Consider the following 16,851-nt stretch of genomic DNA (forward strand, 5'->3'; position numbering starts at 1 on the left):
AGGCGGTCGCCGTAGCCGTTGGGCAGGCGTTCGGCATCGGGGGAGGAGGATGGCGATATCCAATGGTCAGGAGAGCGCCATGAAGGCGATCATTGCCACTGCAATCGCGCTGGTGCTGGCGGGTTGCACCACCGGCCGGATCAGCGATACCGACCGTCTGGCGCTGTACCAGCAGCATGCTGGCGCGCCGGTGAACCAGATCCGCTACATCGACCCGATGGGCTGGGAGCGCATCGACGACCAGCACGTGGTCCTGCAGATGCGGCCCAACGAAAGCTGGCTGCTGCGCCTGTCCGGGCCGTGTCTGGCATGGAGCAACGGCTCGCCGTTCCTTGGCCTGTCGTCCTTCAGCGGGATGACCCTGTCGCGCTTCGACAAGGTGATTGCGCCCGGCTCGCAGCTCAGCTGCCTGATCCGGGAAATCCGCCCACTCGATGTCAAGGCGCTGCGCGCAGGCGAAAAGGCGCTGCGCGAGAAAACCGCGGCTCAGGCCTCCGGCATGTAGCCCGGCGGCTTCTCGGCGCCGCCTTCGAACAGGTACTTCACCATCTGCGCCTCGAGGAAGGCGCGGTGTTCGGGGTTCATTGGCGAGATCCGGTTCTCGTTGATGAGCATGGTCTGGTGCGCCAGCCAGCGCTGCCACGCCGGTTTGCCGACCTCGTTGAAGACCCGCTTGCCGGCTTCGCCCGGCCACGGCGGGAAGTCCAGACCGTCGGTATCGATGTTATCCACCACGCAGCGCACCTTGCGGGTCATTCCGTTTGCTCCTGAAGCAGTTTCCGCACCGGCGCGGGCAGGCCGATCGCGGCGAGTTCCGCGCGGCTTGCCCAACGCAGGTCGGCATTATCGCCGATGGCTGCACGCGGGCCGTTGACGGCGATCAGCCGCGGGTGGATACGCAGGCGGAAGTGGGTGAAACCGTGGTCCAGCGCGGGCAGGGCGCGCGCGCTGGCGAAATCGCCATCGAGGTGGCGCTGGAACCATGCCTGCGCCTCGTCGCTGCTTTCGTGCTGCGGCAGCGACCACAGCGACGCCCAGACGCCGGTGGGCGGCCGGCGCCACAGCAGCACGCGGCCGGCCGGGTCTTCCACGATCAGCATCCGGGTTTCGCGCTGCGGCAGCGGCTTGCTGCCCGGTTTGGCCGCGGGCAGCTCGGCGATGCGGCCTTCGCGGCGGGCAACGCACGCGTCCTGCAGCGGGCAGATCGCGCAGGACGGACTGGCGCGGGTGCACAGGGTGGCGCCGAAATCCATCTGCGCCTGGGTCCAGTCGGCAAGCCGCGCATCCGGCAGCAGGCTTGCGGCAATCGACCACAGCTGTTTCTCGACCGCAGGCGTGCCCGGCCAGCCGCCGATGCCGAACAGCCGGCACAGCACGCGCTTGACGTTGCCGTCGAGGATCGGCGCGCGGTCGTTCCACGCCTGCGACAGGATCGCGCCGGCGGTGCTGCGGCCGATGCCGGGCAGCGCGATCAGCGCATCGAGGTCGCGCGGCAGGTCGCCGTCGTGGCGCTCCACGCACAGCTTCGCGGTGGCGTGCAGGTTGCGCGCGCGGGCGTAGTAGCCAAGCCCGGACCACAGCGCCAGCACCTGGTCCTGCGAGGCGCGCGCCAGCGCTGGCAGATCGGGCAGGGCGCTGACGAAGCGCTCGAAGTAGCCGCTCACCACCGATACCTGCGTCTGCTGCAGCATGATTTCGCTCAGCCACACCCGGTACGGCGTGCGCGGATGCTGCCAGGGCAGGTCGACGCGGCCGTGGCGGTCGAACCATGCCAGCAGCCGTGCGGCGATTTCGCCATCGGCGAGGACGTGCGCCTGCTGCGTGGATGAAGAATCAGGCGCTTCGCCTCGGCCGGAACGGCGAGGTGTGGCTGGACTGCGCGCGCTCATTCTTCGCCCAGCTCGATTTCCACGCCTTCCAGCGTCGCGCCAGCGATTTCCACCCTGGGCGTGGACAGCGTCCCGGCCAGCGGCGGCAGCGGTGATGCCTTGTTGCCTGCATCCAGCCACGCCAGCACTTCCGGTAGATGGAAGCGCGCGTCCAGCGCGGTGGCGTCGCGGCGCAGGGTCAGCGAAGCGGTGTCGGAAAATGCCATCGCGCCGCTGTAGTCCAGCGCAAACGGCAGCGGCGAGGTGGATGCCGACAGCGGCGGCGGCAGCGCCGGCCAGCTTTGCGGCCAGCCGGCCAGCGCGCCGTCCAGGTGCAGGCGCAGGCGCCGTCCCACCGACACGCTGCCGCGCGCGCGCGCATCCGGCACCGGGCCGTCGCCGTCCAGCACCACGGTCACCGGCACCAACCGCCAGGTCGCGTTGTTGAAAGCCATCGGGCCGTGTAGGCCAAGCCGGAACGGGGCGCTGGTGGAACCGGACAGATAGCGCGCGGCGATTCCGATCCTGGCCGGCTTCATCAGCGCCGAGTCCTTGCCCAGCCGCAGCGGCCCGGCCAGGAACACTTGCGCCGGGATCCGCCAGCCGGCGCCGGCCAGCGTCAGCGCGCCCACTCCGGCCACGCCGGTGGGCGCGCCGTCCAGCAGTCGCTGCGGATGGGCGACCGCGATGGCGAGGTCGGCCGGGATCGACAGCGGCGCATCGAGGTAGCGCCCGCGCACGTGCGCGCGCAGCGGGCGCTGCGGATGCAGGGAAGGCAGGTCGATGGCGAGGCCGTCGATGCGCCAGTCGTCGTTGTCGATGCGGCCGTCGCGCACGCGCAAGCCGCCGGTCAGCACCGGAATGCGGGTTTTCCCGCTGGGCGGGCGGGTGGCCAGCCAGCGCTGCAGGGCAGGGAGGTCCAGCACCGGCGCGTCCAGCTCGATGCGCTGCACGGTCAGGTCGGCGCCGCGGCTGCGCAGCGTGCGCCAGGGCAGCGAGACGAACACGCGCTTGGCGCGCAGCAGTGCGGTGGGGTCGTCGGGGCGTTTTGCCTCCACGTTGCCCAGCACCAGCTGGGGCGTGCCGCGCAGGCGGTAGTCGATCTCCTGCGCACGCAGCTGCAGGCCCAGCGCATCGCCCGCCAGCGACAGCAGGGTCGCGCCCGCGCGCCTGGGTTGCAGCAGCCAGCCGGCCAGCAGCATCCCGGCCAGCAGCAGGACGATGAGGGTCGCGGCGATGCGCAGCAGTCGCCGCGGCAGCGGCCTGCGCGGGACTGCGTCCGGATCGCGCTTCATGGCGTCAGCGATGTCGTCCATTGCGCGACATCATGCGGCACGGGCCATTCACGCCGCGCAGGCAGGCGCTTCGCGCGGCCGGCCGGTTCAGGCCCGCCCCAACTCGGCCGGCAGCAGCGCATCGACGAAGGCCTCGGCATCGAACACGCGCAGGTCTTCCGGGCGTTCGCCGATGCCGGCGTAGCGGATCGGAATGCCGAACTCGCGGGCCAGCGCGAACACCACGCCGCCCTTGGCGGTGCCGTCGAGCTTGGTGACCACCAGCCCGGTGACCGGGATCTTCTCGTTGAACTTGCGGACCTGGTTGATCGCGTTCTGGCCGGTGGTGCCGTCGATGACCATCAGCACCTCGTGCGGCGCTTCGGCGTCGAGCTTGCGCAGCACCCGCGCCACTTTCGCCAGCTCGTCCATCAGTCCGCCCTGGGTGTGCAGACGGCCGGCGGTATCGGCGATCAGCACGTCCACGCCGCGCGACTTCGCCGCCTGCAGCGCATCGAACGCCACCGAGGCGGCATCCGCATTCTGGCCCTGCGCGATCACCGCCACGCCGTTGCGCTCGCCCCACATCTGCAGCTGGGCGACTGCGGCGGCGCGGAAGGTATCGCCGGCCGCCAGCATCAGGCTGCGGCCCTCGTCCTTGTAGCGGCGTGCCAGCTTGCCGATGGTGGTGGTCTTGCCGACGCCGTTGACGCCGATGGTCAGCAGCACGAAGGGTTTCTTCGAAGCATCGATCTGCAGCGGCTTCGCCACCGGCACCAGCAGCGCGATCAGGTCGGCGCGCAGTGCTTTCAACAGCGCATTGGCATCGGCGAATTCGCGTGCCTTCATCCGCTTGCGCAGCGATTCCACCAGCGCGGTGCTGGCGGTCACGCCGACGTCGGCGGTGAGCAGGGCGGTTTCGATTTCGTCCAGCAGCTCGTCGTCGAGCTTGGGGTTGCGCGAGAACAGGCCGCTGAAGCTGCGCGCGAAGGCGCTGCCGCGCAGGCGTTCGCGCCAGCCGGTCTTGCCGGCCGCTGCGGGTTCGGAGTGCGCAGGCTCGGCGGCCGCAACGTCTAGGATCTCGGGCTCGGGCAGCAGTGGCGCCGACGTCGGCGCATCCGCCGGAAGCTCGGCCGGGGTGGCATTCGCAACGGGGGGCTGGGCCGCTTCCGGCGTGGGGGTTTGCGCGTCGGGTTTCTTGCGGCGGAACCAGCTGACCATGAGGCCGTGGGAATGTCGGAGAATGGCGGCCATGTTAGCACTCGCCCCCTGCCAGCCCCGATGAGCGCGCGCCGCGGCAAGCCGCCCGCAGGCGGCGTCGGCAGCGTCCGCATCATTGCCGGCCAGTGGCGCGGCACGCGTCTGCCTGTGCCAGACCGGCCCGGTCTGCGGCCGACCTCCGACCGCGTCCGCGAAACCCTGTTCAACTGGCTGCAGCCGGTGCTGCCGGGTGCGCGCGTGCTGGACCTGTTCGCCGGCAGCGGTGCGCTGGGGCTGGAAGCCGCCTCGCGCGGCGCGGCCCATGTGCAGCTGGTGGAAGCCGACGGCGCGCTGGCTCAGGCGTTGGCGGGTGCGGCGGCGCGGCTGGATGCGCAGGGCAGGGTGGCGCTGCGGCGCGGCGATGCGCTGGCTTTCCTGCGCGACGACTCCGGAGAACCGTGGGACATCGCCTTCGTCGACCCGCCGTTCGCGGCCGGGCTGTGGCCGGCGGTGCTGGAGCTGCTGCCGGCGCGGCTGGCGGCGGAGGCATGGATTTATCTCGAAAGTCCGGCCGAATACGCGCCGGATCTGCCCGCGGAATGGGCACTGCATCGCGAAAGCGGCACCCGCGATGTGCGCTACGCGCTTTACCGGCGGGTTACACTTCCGGGCATCCAGAATGCGGCGAAACCTTGACGACATGAGCGCGGCGGCCCGCATCGCGGTCTATCCCGGCACCTTCGACCCGATCACCAACGGCCATCTGGACCTGGTGAACCGGGCGGCGCCGCTGTTCGAGAAGCTCGTCGTCGGCGTGGCTGCAAGCCCCAGCAAGGGGCCGGCGCTGCCGCTGGATCTGCGCGTCGCGCTGGCGCGCGAGGCGCTGGGCCATCATCCCAACGTGGAGGTGCGCGGTTTCGACTCGCTGCTGGCGCATTTCGTCGGCGGATGCGGTGCCGGCGTGCTGCTGCGCGGCCTGCGCGCGGTGTCCGATTTCGAATACGAATTCCAGATGGCAAGCATGAACCGCCACCTGATCCCCGAGGTCGAGACGCTGTTCCTGACCCCGGCCGAGCAATACGGTTTCATTTCGTCGTCGCTGGTGCGCGAGATTTCGCGCCTTGGCGGCGATGTGTCCGGCTTCGTGCCCGCCGCGGTCGTGGCGGCGCTCGAAGCGCAATGGCGGGGCGGGTCGAAATGATCCGCGATCCGCATGCCAACGTTGTATCCATCGCCACTGCCATGCCCCGGGGAAAGTCCATGAACATGTTGTCCCGCCTGCTCGTCGTCGCCTGCCTCGCACTGCCGTTCACCGCCTGCAAGAAGGAAGAACCCCCCAAGACCGAGGCCGTTGCCGCCGTCCCGCTGCCGACCAGCGGCGAGCAGAAGGACTGGGTGCCCTACCTGCAGTACAAGCTGATCCCGCACATGGGCGGCATCACCAACAGCCCGTTCGTGTACTTCCTGCCCAAGAACGACACCGAGGATTTCGGCGGCAAGTACGAGCGCCAGCTGGAGAAGCTGGAAACGGACCTGGGCCGTGGCATCACCGAAGGCAACATGCTGGTGTTCGCATCGCCGGTGCCGGAGAAGGAAGTCGAGATGATCGAGACCGCGTTCAAGCAGGTCGCGCCGGGCACCATGAAGGGCGTCAAGGTGGTCTTCATCGGCACCCCGATCCTGGGCGAGCGGGTCAAGGCAGCGGTCGAGCCGGCCGGCGTCAACTACATCTTCGAAGAAGCGAAGTAACGGTTCCGGCGCCGGCTTCACGGCCGTGCGCCCGTGCCCGCCGCCTGCGCGGCGGCGGGCCCTCCGCAAGGAAACGGCGGTCCCCAGGCGATGTCGCTGAAAATCAACGAGCTTTGCGTCAACTGCGACGTCTGCGAACCGGTCTGCCCGAACAAGGCGATCTCGATGGGGCCGGAGATCTACGTGATCGATCCCGGCCTGTGCACCGAGTGCGTTGGCCATTTCGACGAGCCGCAGTGCGTGGCGGTCTGTCCGGTGGAATGCATCGATCCCGATCCGGAACATCCGGAATCGGAGGAACAATTGCTGGCCAAGCTGTTCCGGCTGCGTGCCCAAGGAGTCACCGAATGAAGCGTATCGCGTCGCTGCTGTTCGCCCTGCTGCTGCCACTGGCGGCAACCGCTGCTCCCGTCGATCCGGCCGCGCATCCGCCCGGCGCCGCGATCGCGTCCGCACACACGCTGGCCACCGACGCCGGCATCGAGGTGATCGGCAAGGGTGGCAACGCCTTCGACGCCGCGGTAGCGGTATCGGCGGCATTGTCTGTGGTCGAGCCGATCAGCTCCGGGCTGGGCGGCGGCGGCCTGTGGCTGCTGCATGACGCCCGGAGCGGGCGTGACGTATTCGTGGACGCGCGCGAAACCTCGCCGGCTTCGGCCACGCCCGAGCGCTTCCTCGACAAGGACGGCAATCTCGATCCCGACCGCGCCCAGAACGGCCCGTGGGCGGCCGGCATCCCCGGTCTGCCGGCGATGCTGGTGCACGTGGCGGAAAAATACGGCCGCCTGCCGCTGTCGCAGTCGCTGGCCCCGGCCATCCGGATCGCCCGCGACGGCTTCCCCGTGTACGCGCGGATGGCGCGCGGCTACGCGACCAAGCGCAAGGTGATGGATCGCTACCCCGGCACCCGCGCGGTGTTCTCGCCGAACGGCAAGCCGATCGCCGAAGGCGACCTGCTGCGCCAGCCCGACCTGGCCGCCACCCTGCAGCGGTTGGCAACGCAGGGTTTCGATGGTTTCTACCGCGGCACCACCGCCAGGAAGCTGGTGGCCGGCGTCAACGCGCAGGGCGGGCAGTGGCGGCTGGACGAGCTGGCCGGCTACCGGGTGAAAGAGCGTGAGCCGATCCGCTTCCGCTACCACGACTGGGACATCGTCACCGCGCCGCCGGTGTCCTCGGGCGGCATCGCGCTGGCGCAGATGCTGCAGATCCTCGAGCCCTACGACCTCAAGGCGATGCCGGAGGCCGAACGCGTGCACCTGGTGGTGGAATCGATGCGCCGCGCCTTCCGCGACCGCACGTTCTACCTCGGCGATCCCGACTTCGTGCAGGTGCCGCAACGGCTGCTGACCAGCGCCGACTACGCCGCCGGGCTGCGCGCCACCATCAATCCCGCCAAGGCCACCCCCAGCAACCTGCTGTCGGGCCAGCCCACGCCGCTGGAAGACGAGGAAACCACCCATTTCTCGATCATCGACGCCGAGGGCAACCGGGTTGCCGCCACCCAGACGGTGAACCTGCTGTTCGGCTCCGGACTGGTCCCTCCGGGTACCGGCGTCCTGCTCAACAACGAGATGGACGACTTCGCGCTCAAGCCCGGCACCCCCAACGCGTTCGGGGTGATGGGTTACGAGGCCAACGCGCCCAAGCCCGGCAAGCGCATGCTCAGCTCGATGACCCCGACCTTCATGGAATCGAAGGACAAGGTGGTGGTACTGGGCACGCCGGGCGGCAGCCGCATCATCACCATGGTCCTGCTGGGCATCCTCGGCTACGACGCCGGACTGGATGCGCGGCAGGTCGCCGCGCTGCCGCGCTACCACCACCAGTGGCTGCCGGACGTGATCGGCGCCGAGCCGGGGGCGATTTCCACGGAAGCGGCGGCTGCATTGCGGGCGATGGGCCACACGCTTGACCTGCCGCCGGCGGAAGCCGAAGGCGGGCGCGGTTCCAGCCATGTCTGGGGCAACCTGCAGACGGTGGAGTGGGTGCGCGACGGCAACCTCCTGCGCGGCGGCAGCGACCCGCGCTACCCGGAAGGCAAGGCAGCCGTGCTGCCGCAGCCGTAACGCAGCGAGGGGTACGTTCCCGCCATGAAACTCTGGTCGATCCTGGGCAATTCGCAGAAGCTCGACGGTGGCGCGATGTTCGGCAACGCGCCGCGCGCGCTGTGGGAGCGCTGGATGGCGGTGGATGCGCACAACCGCATCGACCTTGCCTGCCGCGCGCTGCTGGCCAGCCCGCTTGCCGGCAAGACCGTGCTGTTCGAAACCGGCATCGGCGCCTTCTTCGCGCCGGCGCTGCGCGAGCGCTACGGCGTGGTCGAAGACCGCCACGTGCTGCTGGATTCGCTGGGCCAGGCCGGCTTCAGCCACGAGGACATCGACGTGGTGGTGCTGTCGCACCTGCACTTCGACCACGTCGGCGGCCTGCTGGCGCCGTGGGCGGAAGGCCGCGCGCCGGAGCTGCTGTTTCCCAACGCCACCTTCGTGGTCGGCGCTGCGCACTGGCAGCGCGCGCTGCATCCGCATCCGCGCGATCGCGCCAGCTTCATCCCTGAAATGCCGGCGCTGCTGCAGGCCAGTGGCCGGCTGGAACTGGTCGACGGCGACCATTCGCAAGCGCTGGGCGAGGCCGTGCGCTTCCACCACAGCGACGGCCATACGCCGGGGCTGATGCTGGCGGAGATCGTCGGCGCCGAAACGGTGGAGGGGCAGCCGCACGGCGGCGTGGTCTTCTGCGCCGACCTGATCCCCGGCCGGCCGTGGGTGCACGTGCCGATCACCATGGGCTACGACCGCAACGCCGAGCTGCTGATCGACGAGAAGCGCGCGTTCCTGGAGGACAAGCTCGCGCGCAACGTGCACCTGTTCTTCACCCATGATCCCGGCTGCGCACTGGCGCAGGTGGTGCGCGACGACAAGGGGCGCTTCGGCACCGCGCATGAGCATCCCGAACTGCACGCCCGCACCTTGGCCGCCTGAGCACCGCGATGCCGAAGATCACCCTGCTGTTCGCCGCCCTGCACGTGCTGCTGATGCTGGCCCTGCTGGTGCCGATCTCGCGGCATCGTCACGCTCACAAGATCGGCTTGGGTGATGGCGGCGACAAGCTGCTGGCGCGCCGGATCCGGGTGCACGGCAATTTCGTCGAGCACGCACCGTTCGCGCTTCTGGTGCTGGCGCTGCTGGAGCTGTGCGGGCTGCCGGCCGCGGCCACCTGGGGGTTCGGCGGCGCGCTGTTGCTGGGTCGGGTGCTGCACGCGCTGGGGTTGTCGCGCGGCGGTGGTTATTCGATCGGGCGCTTCTGGGGCACCGCGCTGACCTGGCTGGTGTTCCTGCTGATGGCGCTGGCCGGGCTCTGGCTGGCGCTGCGCTGAGCCGCGCTCAGTCCACCGGCGTCCCGAACAGACGGTCGCCGGCATCGCCCAGGCCGGGACGGATATAGGCGTTCTCGTCCAGCCGTTCGTCGATGGCGGCAACGAACACCTCGATGTCCGGGTGCTCCGCTGCCAGCACCGCCAGCCCTTCCGGCGCGGCGACCAGGAAGATGCACTTGATCCGCGGGCAGCCCGCCTGCTTGAGCATGGTGACGGCCGCCGCGGCGCTGCCGCCGGTGGCCAGCATCGGGTCGATCAGCAGCGCGGTGCGCTGGTCCATGCGGTCGGCCAGGCGCTGGTAATAGCCCTCGGGGCGATGCGTGGTCTCATTGCGGCGCAGCCCGATCACGCTGACCGGGGCCGCCGGCAGCAGCGCCTGCACGCCGGGCAGGAAACCAAGGCCGGCGCGCAGGATCGGCACCAGGGTGAGGTCTTCGCCGCGCACGTGCTCGACCTGCAGCGGGCCGGCCCACGTCTGCACCGTCATCGGTTCGGTGGGCAGGTCGCGGGTGGCTTCGAATGCCAGCAAGCCTGCGATCTCGCCGGCCAGCTGGCGGAAGTGCACCGGGTCGGTGGCGATGTCGCGCAGCTTGCCAAGCTTGTGTTTGACCAGCGGATGGTCGACGGTGATGGTCTTCATGGCGCAAGCCTAGCCGGATAGCGCACGCAAAAACAAACGGGGCGGCCAATGGCCGCCCCGCTGCATTGCATCGTCGCAAGTGCGCCGGTTCAGGCCGCCGCGGCCTGGGACACCCGCGGGCCTTCCAGCAGCGCGCGCTTGACCACGTTGACCACCAGCTGCAGTTCTTCCCTGGTGACCGCGAACTGCGGGGTGAAGCGCAGCGAGTTCTCGCCGCCGTGGATCACGCCGATGCCGTGCTCGCGCATCCATTCCTCGGTGGAACCGGCGCCGTAGCCCTTGAACTGCTTGGTCAGTTCGCAGGAGAACAGCAGGCCGGTGCCCTGCACCTTGGTGATCGGGCCGCCCAGTTCCGCCTGCAGCGCTTCCAGCAGGGCCACGGCGTCGCGGCCGCGCTGCTGGATGTTGGCGCGCAGTTCCGGAGTCAGCGAAGCCAGCACGGTGCAGGCCACGTCCAGGGCGCGCGGGTTGGCGGTCATGGTGTTGCCGTACAGGCCGCGCTTGTAGATGTCGGCCGCGGCCTCGCTGACCGCCAGCACCGACAGCGGGTACTGGCCGGCGTTGAGCGCCTTGGAATAGGTTTCCATGTCCGGCGCCTCGGCCTGCTCGAAGCCGGGGTAGTCCACGATCGACAGGTAACCGGTGGCGCGCAGGCCGGCCTGGATCGAGTCGACCAGCAGCAGGCTGCCGTGGGCGCGGGTCAGTTCGCGGGCCAGGTTGTAGAAGTCGACCGGCACGCTGCGGCCGGGGTCGCCTTCGCCCATGACTGGCTCGAGGAACATCGCCTCGATGAACCAGCCGTTGGCATCGGCCTCGGCGAAGATCCTGCGCAGCGCGTCCTTGTCGTACGGCGCCACCGTCAACACGGAGTCCTCGCCGCGGAAGCTGGCCAGGTGCTGCAGATAGGTCTTGCGGCTGGAGTCGGAATACAGCGCCGGGCGCTCGGTGCGGCCGTGGAAGGCACCCTTCACCACCAGCCGCTTGATCGTCTTGCCGGCATGGCGGGCACCGGCGTCGGTCTGGGTCTTGGCGTTGGCATCGACGATGCGCGAGGCCAGCGACACCGACTCGGAGCCGGAGTTCAGGCACATGAAAGCGGTGTAGGGGCAGCCGCCGCGGGTCTGGCCGATTTCCGCGCGCATCGCGCGGGTGAAGCGGAGCTGGGAGACGCTGGGGGTCATGATGTTGGCCATCGCCTGCGGCTTGGCCATCGCCTCCAGCACCGCCTGCGGCGCGTGGCCCAGGCCCAGCATGCCGTAGCCGCCGGTGTCGTACAGCACCGCGCCCTTGAGAGTGACGATCCATGGGCCACGCGCGGCCAGCGCCACGTAGGGGTTGGTGGCATCGGCGGCGTAGAAGTTGATGAAATCGGCCTGCACCTGCGCGGCCTGGGCGTTTTCGTCCAGCGCCAGCAACTCCGGGAACTCCTCGCCGATTCGCGCGTATTCGGCGGCCGCGGCGGCGATGGCTTCGCCCAGCTGCGGGTCGCGCGCGGCGAAATCGAGGATGACGGCGTCGTCCAGGCCGACGGTGCGGACCTTGCCGTGGGCACGCAGCGGGGCGAGGGTGTCGATCAGGCTCATATAGGGTCTCCCGTCCAGGGCCGGGCCGCGGGACCGCGGCTGGCGAAACCCACATTATGGCGGGATTGGCGTCATTCGGTAGGGTGAATTCGCCTTGTCCGCCGAGCAAAATGGGCGGAACGACGTTATCATTCGGCGATATGCGAATTTCCCCTGCCGACGAACAGCTGCTGTCCCTGCTCCGAGAGGACGCCCGCGCCGCCACCGCCGACATCGCCCGCCGGCTGGGGCTGTCGCGCACCACCGTGCAGAACCGCATCGCGCGGCTGGAACAGCAGGGCGTGATCCGCGGCTATACCGTGCGGGTGGACGACGAACTGGAGCGCAGCCGCATCCGCGCGCACATCCTCATCACCCTGCGGCCCAAGCAGATGACTGCGGTGGTCAAGGCCCTGCAGGCCATGCACGAGGTGCGGGTGCTGTATTCGATCAGCGGTGACAACGACCTGATCGCTTTGGCGGTCACCGCCACGGTGGGTGAGATGGACGTGCTGACCGACCGCATCGGCGTCATCGACGGGGTGGAGCGCACCAATACCTCGATCATCCTGTCGACCAAGTTCGAACGCTGACGCGGCTTACAATGCGCGGTTCCCTCGCCGCGCCCGCGCCTTTGAAAACCTCCGATTTCCACTACGACCTGCCGCCGGAACTGATCGCACAGGCGCCGCTGCCGGAGCGTTCGGCCAGCCGCCTGCTGCACGTGCCGGCGGGCGATGCCGCCTTCGCCGACCTGCAGGTGCGCGACCTGCCGTCGCTGCTGCAGCCTGGCGACCTGCTGGTGTTCAACGACACCCGGGTGATCCCGGCGCGGCTGTTCGGTGCCAAGGCCACCGGCGGGCGGGTGGAGATCCTGATCGAGCGCTTGCTGCCGAACAACGAGGCGCGCGTGCAGCTGGGCGTGAGCAAGCCGCCGCAGATCGGGAGCCGGCTCGCGCTGGATGCGGGCGGCGAGGCGGAGGTGCTGGCGCGCCTTGACGACGGTTTCTGGCAGCTGCGCTTCCACCTGGCCGGCGCAGTGGAGGAGTGGCTGCAGCACGCCGGCCAGCTGCCGCTGCCGCCCTACATCGAACGCCGCCCGGACGCGGCCGACGCCGAGCGCTACCAGACCGTGTTCGCGCGCGAAACCGGCGCCGTGGCTGCGCCCACCGCCGGGCTGCATTTCGACGAGGCATTGCTGGACGCACTGCGCGCACGCGGCGTCGAGTTCGGCCACGTGACCCTGCACGTTGGCGCCGGCACCTTCCAGCCGGTGCGGGTGGACGATGTGCACAAGCACCGCATGCACAGCGAGTGGATCAACGTCGGCGCGGAACTTGTCGCCAAGGTGCGGCGCGCGCGCGCCGCCGGCGGACGGGTGATTGCCGTGGGCACCACCGTGGTGCGCGCGCTGGAGAGCGCGATGGTCGATGGCGAACTTTTGCCGTTCGCCGGCGATACCAGCATCTTCATCTTCCCCGGCTACAAGATCCGCAGCATCGACGCGCTGATGACCAATTTCCACCTGCCCGAATCGACCCTGCTGATGCTGGTGTCGGCGTTCGCCGGCAAGCAGCGGATGTTCGCCGCCTACGAACACGCGGTGCGCCAGCGCTACCGCTTCTTCAGCTATGGGGATGCGATGCTGCTGTGGCCGCAGGAGGTTTCCGCATGAGCCGCATGAATTTCCAGCTTCTGCAAACCGATGGCGCCGCCCGCCGCGGCCGCATCACCTTCCCGCGCGGGGTCATCGAAACGCCGGCATTCATGCCCGTGGGTACCTACGGTTCGGTCAAGGGCGTGCTGCCGCAGCAGGTGCGCGACCTGGGCGCGCAGATCATCCTCGGCAACACCTTCCACCTGTTCCTGCGGCCCGGTCTCGAAGTGATCGAAGCGCACGGCGGGCTGCATGGCTTCGCCCGCTGGGACGGGCCGATCCTGACCGACTCCGGTGGCTTCCAGGTGTTCTCGCTGGCGCACCGCCGCAAGATCACCGAGGCCGGCGTGACCTTCGCCGCGCCCATCGACGGCCGCAAGGTCTTCCTCGGCCCGGAAGAGTCCATGCACATCCAGAAGGTGCTGGGCAGCGACATCGTGATGATATTCGACGAGTGTCCGCCGGTGAACGGCAAGGACGGCGAGCCGGTGCACCGGCGGGTGGTCGAGAAGTCGATGGAGCTGTCGCTGCGCTGGGCCGAACGCTCGAAGAAGGCGCACGAAGGCAACGATGCGGCGCTGTTCGGCATCGTCCAGGGCGGCGTGCACCACGACCTGCGCACGCTGTCGGCGCAAGGCCTGCAGCAGATCGGCTTCGACGGCTATGCCGTGGGCGGGCTGGCGGTGGGCGAGAGCGAGGACGAGCGCAACGCCATGCTCGACCACACCTGCCCGCAGCTGCCGCAGGACCGCCCGCGCTACTTGATGGGCGTGGGCCGACCGGAGGACCTGGTGGAAGCGGTGGCGCGCGGCATCGACATGTTCGACTGCGTGATGCCGACCCGCAACGCCCGCAACGGCCATTTCTTCACCTCCACCGGCGTGGTGCGCGTGCGCAACAGCCAGTACGAGCACGACCTGCGGCCGATCGAAGAGGGTTGCGACTGCGTGGCCTGCGCCGGCGGCTTCAGCCGCAGCTACCTGCGCCACCTCGACCGCTGCAACGAAATGCTGGCGCCGATGCTGGGCACACTGCACAACCTGCGCTACTACCAGCGACTGATGGCCCAGATGCGGGATGCCATCGCGGCGGGAACTTTCACGGAGTTCCGCGAGTCTTTCTACGCCATGCGCGGCTGATGGCTCCCCCGACCCCCCCTGTGGCAGAGGGGGGGGGCGGCCCGGGCGTGGCATAATCCCCGGCTGGCCTCGGCCAGACCTTCTGTTTTCGCTGACCACGGATTCCCGATGAACCCGCTCGATTTCCTGATTCCCGTTGCCAATGCCCAGGCCGCCGCTCCCGCCGCCGCCCCCAGCATGATGTCCACCCTGCTGTTCCCGGTCATCCTGATCGCGATCATGTATTTCCTGATGATCCGCCCGCAGATGAAGCGCCAGAAGGAGCACAAGGCGATGCTGGACAAGCTGTCCAAGGGCGACGAAGTCATCACCAGCGGCGGCATTGCCGGCACCGTGGTGGCGATGAGCGATGCCTTCATCACCGTCGAAGTGGCCAGCGGCGTGCAGCTGCGCGTGCAGAAGGGCGCCATCGCCAGCGTTCTGCCCAAGGGCACGTTGAAGTCCGCCTGATCCATTCCCAGCCGCAAGAGGCGTGCGCCCCCGGGGGCGTGCGCGGGGTGCCGCGATGCTTGAATATTCCCGCCTGAAATACCTGTTGATCCTGCTGACGTTGGCGCTCAGCGTGTTGTACGCGGTGCCGAACGCGTTCCCGCAGGATCCCGCCGTGCAGATCACCGCCAACCGCGGCGCGAAGATCGACGAAGCGCTGAAGCAGCGCGTCGATGCCATGCTGAAGCAGGCATCGGTCCCGGTGATCGGCAGCGAGATCGACAAGGACGGCAACCTGCTGGTGCGCACCGCCAGCGATGACGTGCAGACCCGGGTGGCCGATATCGTCCGCGGCGAACTGGGTAGCAGCTACGTGGTGGCGCTGAACCAGGCCTCCACCGTGCCGGCGTGGATGCAGGCGCTGGGCGCCAAGCCGATGTTCCTGGGCCTGGACCTGCGCGGCGGCGTCTACTTCCTGATGCAGGTGGACCGGCAGGCGGCGCTGACCAAGCGCTTCGAAGCTACCGCCGAGGACATCCGCAGCCTGCTGCGCGACAACCGCATCCGCTACATCTCGGTGGAGCCCACCGCCGGCGGCACCGTGGTCGCCAAGCTCGGCGCCGGCCAGGACGTGGCGAAGGCGCGCCAGCTGATCGGCCGCGACATGCCGACCTACCAGCTCGACGCCGAAGGCGAGACGCTGAGCGTGCGCATCCCCGAGGCCGAGCTGGACAAGATCCTGACCGACGCAGTGCAGCAGAACATCGGCACCCTCAGCAACCGCATCAACGAACTGGGCGTGGCCGAACCGATCATCCAGCGCCAGGGCGCCGACCGCGTGGCGGTGCAGCTGCCCGGCGTGCAGGACACCGCGCAGGCCAAGCGCATCCTCGGTGCCACCGCGACCCTGGAATACCGCGGCGTGGTCGAGGGCAACGCGGTCGAAGCCCGCGACACCGGCAACGTGCCGCCGGAAGCCCGCGTCTATTCGCGCAAGGAAATCGGCCCCGACGGCAAGCCGCTGCCGGTGCTGCTCAACAAGCGCGTGATCACCTCGGGCGAGCAGCTGCAGAGCGCCTCCTCGTTCTTCGATTCACAAAGCGGCACGCCGGCGGTGCGGGTGCGCCTGAACGCGGTCGGCGGCCAGCGGATGTTCGACTACTCCAGCGCCCACGTCGGCAAGCCGATGGCGGTGGTCTACATCGAGCGCATCCCCGAGGTGAAGATCATCGACGGCAAGGAGGTGCATACCACCCGCACCAGCGAGCAGGTCATCTCGGTCGCCACCATCCAGGGCACGCTGGGCAAGGAGTTCCAGACCACCGGCCTGGAAAGCATGAAGGAAGCCTCCGACCTGGCGCTGCTGCTGCGCGCAGGTGCGCTGGCGGCGCCGATGGACTTCGTCGACGAGCGCACCATCGGCCCCAGCCTGGGCCGGGAAAACATCGAGCGCGGCCTGCTGGCAGTGGGCTCCTCGTTCGTGTTCGCGCTGGTGTTCTTCCTGTTCTACTACCGGGTGTTCGGTCTGGTCACCTGCCTTGCGCTGCTGATCAACCTGATGATGGTGTTCGCGCTGATGTCGGTGATCGGCGCCACCATGAGTCTGCCGGGCCTTGCTGGCATCGCGCTGACGGTGGGCATGTCGGTGGACGCCAACGTGCTGATCAACGAACGCATCCGCGAGGAATTGCGATTGGGATTGCCGCCACAGAAGGCGATCGCCGAAGGCTACGACCGCGCGTCCGGCACCATCCTCGATGCCAACGTCACCGCCTTCCTCGCCGGCCTTGCCATGTTCGCGTTCGGCAGCGGCCCGCTGAAGGGCTTCGGCATGACCACCATGCTCGGCATCATCACTTCCGCCTACACCGCGGTGTCGGTCTCGCGCGGCATCGCCACCCTGATCTACGGCGGCAAGCGCAAGCTGAAGTCGGTCGCGATCTAAAGGAGCACG

Annotated in this window: 19 protein-coding genes; 13 read left to right on the plus strand and 6 right to left on the minus strand. The window is 69.0% G+C overall.

Features of this window, described 5'->3' with window-relative positions:
• The first annotated feature begins 79 nt into the window (after nucleotides 1-79).
• A complete protein-coding gene (locus G582_RS0105080) occupies nucleotides 80-505 on the plus strand; it encodes a DUF6491 family protein (protein WP_028838900.1) in 426 nt (141 codons plus the stop codon).
• On the opposite strand, the gene G582_RS0105085 is transcribed toward G582_RS0105080, so the two are convergent.
• The 4 genes from G582_RS0105085 to ftsY all read right to left on the minus strand — a co-directional run bounded on the left by G582_RS0105085 (nucleotide 487) and on the right by ftsY (nucleotide 4,363).
• Entirely contained in the window at nucleotides 487-756 is a 270-nt protein-coding gene (locus G582_RS0105085) for an oxidative damage protection protein (RefSeq protein ID WP_028838901.1), read from the minus strand. The two genes, G582_RS0105080 and G582_RS0105085, sit on opposite strands and share 19 nt — an antisense overlap.
• The gene (gene mutY / locus G582_RS0105090) at nucleotides 753-1,889 is read right to left on the minus strand and encodes an A/G-specific adenine glycosylase (protein WP_083960976.1); all 1,137 of its coding nucleotides are present in this window, start codon (nucleotides 1,887-1,889) and stop codon (nucleotides 753-755) included. Before mutY ends, G582_RS0105085 begins: the two co-directional genes overlap by 4 nt.
• Nucleotides 1,886-3,184 carry an AsmA family protein gene (locus tag G582_RS0105095; protein WP_028838903.1) on the minus strand — a complete coding sequence of 433 codons (1,299 nt, stop codon included), beginning with the start codon at nucleotides 3,182-3,184 and terminating at the stop codon, nucleotides 1,886-1,888. Before G582_RS0105095 ends, mutY begins: the two co-directional genes overlap by 4 nt.
• A 66-nt stretch (nucleotides 3,185-3,250) precedes the next feature.
• Nucleotides 3,251-4,363 carry a signal recognition particle-docking protein FtsY gene (gene ftsY, locus G582_RS15620; protein ID WP_156880281.1) on the minus strand — a complete coding sequence of 371 codons (1,113 nt, stop codon included), beginning with the start codon at nucleotides 4,361-4,363 and terminating at the stop codon, nucleotides 3,251-3,253.
• A 60-nt stretch (nucleotides 4,364-4,423) separates the two neighbouring features.
• On the opposite strand from ftsY, the gene rsmD reads away from it, so the two are divergent.
• The 7 genes from rsmD to G582_RS0105135 all read left to right on the plus strand — a co-directional run bounded on the left by rsmD (nucleotide 4,424) and on the right by G582_RS0105135 (nucleotide 9,470).
• Nucleotides 4,424-5,038 carry a 16S rRNA (guanine(966)-N(2))-methyltransferase RsmD gene (rsmD, locus tag G582_RS0105105; RefSeq protein ID WP_028838904.1) on the plus strand — a complete coding sequence of 205 codons (615 nt, stop codon included), beginning with the start codon at nucleotides 4,424-4,426 and terminating at the stop codon, nucleotides 5,036-5,038.
• Between the two features lie 4 nt (nucleotides 5,039-5,042).
• Entirely contained in the window at nucleotides 5,043-5,543 is a 501-nt protein-coding gene (gene coaD / locus G582_RS0105110) for a pantetheine-phosphate adenylyltransferase (protein WP_028838905.1), read from the plus strand.
• Nucleotides 5,544-5,602: 59 nt separating this feature from the next.
• Nucleotides 5,603-6,091 carry a hypothetical protein gene (locus G582_RS0105115; RefSeq protein ID WP_028838906.1) on the plus strand — a complete coding sequence of 163 codons (489 nt, stop codon included), beginning with the start codon at nucleotides 5,603-5,605 and terminating at the stop codon, nucleotides 6,089-6,091.
• Between the two features lie 90 nt (nucleotides 6,092-6,181).
• The gene (locus G582_RS0105120; RefSeq protein WP_028838907.1) at nucleotides 6,182-6,442 is read left to right on the plus strand and encodes a YfhL family 4Fe-4S dicluster ferredoxin; all 261 of its coding nucleotides are present in this window, start codon (nucleotides 6,182-6,184) and stop codon (nucleotides 6,440-6,442) included.
• A complete protein-coding gene (ggt, locus tag G582_RS0105125) occupies nucleotides 6,439-8,160 on the plus strand; it encodes a gamma-glutamyltransferase (protein WP_051246760.1) in 1,722 nt (573 codons plus the stop codon). The genes G582_RS0105120 and ggt overlap by 4 nt, the downstream gene beginning before the upstream one ends.
• Nucleotides 8,161-8,184: 24 nt before the next feature.
• Nucleotides 8,185-9,075: an MBL fold metallo-hydrolase gene (locus G582_RS0105130; protein WP_028838909.1), complete on the plus strand. Its 891-nt coding sequence runs from the start codon at nucleotides 8,185-8,187 to the stop codon at nucleotides 9,073-9,075.
• An 8-nt stretch (nucleotides 9,076-9,083) separates the two neighbouring features.
• The gene (locus G582_RS0105135) at nucleotides 9,084-9,470 is read left to right on the plus strand and encodes an MAPEG family protein (RefSeq protein ID WP_028838910.1); all 387 of its coding nucleotides are present in this window, start codon (nucleotides 9,084-9,086) and stop codon (nucleotides 9,468-9,470) included.
• Nucleotides 9,471-9,477: 7 nt separating this feature from the next.
• On the opposite strand, the gene upp is transcribed toward G582_RS0105135, so the two are convergent.
• Nucleotides 9,478-10,110, minus strand: coding sequence for a uracil phosphoribosyltransferase (upp, locus tag G582_RS0105140; RefSeq protein WP_028838911.1), 633 nt, complete (start codon nucleotides 10,108-10,110; stop codon nucleotides 9,478-9,480).
• A gap of 89 nt (nucleotides 10,111-10,199) precedes the next feature.
• Nucleotides 10,200-11,693, minus strand: a complete 1,494-nt coding sequence (locus G582_RS0105145; protein WP_028838912.1) for an aminotransferase class III-fold pyridoxal phosphate-dependent enzyme — start codon at nucleotides 11,691-11,693, stop codon at nucleotides 10,200-10,202.
• 140 nt (nucleotides 11,694-11,833) lie between these two features.
• Between G582_RS0105145 and G582_RS0105150 the strand changes: the two genes are divergently transcribed.
• From G582_RS0105150 to secD, 5 genes are all read left to right on the plus strand, one after another.
• A complete protein-coding gene (locus G582_RS0105150; protein WP_028838913.1) occupies nucleotides 11,834-12,265 on the plus strand; it encodes an Lrp/AsnC family transcriptional regulator in 432 nt (143 codons plus the stop codon).
• A gap of 11 nt (nucleotides 12,266-12,276) precedes the next feature.
• The gene (queA, locus tag G582_RS0105155) at nucleotides 12,277-13,347 is read left to right on the plus strand and encodes a tRNA preQ1(34) S-adenosylmethionine ribosyltransferase-isomerase QueA (protein ID WP_028838914.1); all 1,071 of its coding nucleotides are present in this window, start codon (nucleotides 12,277-12,279) and stop codon (nucleotides 13,345-13,347) included.
• Entirely contained in the window at nucleotides 13,344-14,468 is a 1,125-nt protein-coding gene (gene tgt, locus G582_RS0105160; protein ID WP_028838915.1) for a tRNA guanosine(34) transglycosylase Tgt, read from the plus strand. Before queA ends, tgt begins: the two co-directional genes overlap by 4 nt.
• Nucleotides 14,469-14,576: 108 nt before the next feature.
• Nucleotides 14,577-14,918, plus strand: a complete 342-nt coding sequence (gene yajC, locus G582_RS0105165) for a preprotein translocase subunit YajC (protein ID WP_028838916.1) — start codon at nucleotides 14,577-14,579, stop codon at nucleotides 14,916-14,918.
• A gap of 55 nt (nucleotides 14,919-14,973) precedes the next feature.
• Nucleotides 14,974-16,842 (plus strand): protein translocase subunit SecD, encoded by a 1,869-nt coding sequence (gene secD, locus G582_RS0105170; RefSeq protein WP_028838917.1) that lies wholly within the window; start codon nucleotides 14,974-14,976, stop codon nucleotides 16,840-16,842.
• The last annotated feature ends 9 nt before the right edge of the window (nucleotides 16,843-16,851 follow it).

Source organism: Thermomonas fusca DSM 15424 (assembly GCF_000423885.1).
In the GTDB taxonomy this organism is placed as follows: domain Bacteria; phylum Pseudomonadota; class Gammaproteobacteria; order Xanthomonadales; family Xanthomonadaceae; genus Thermomonas; species Thermomonas fusca.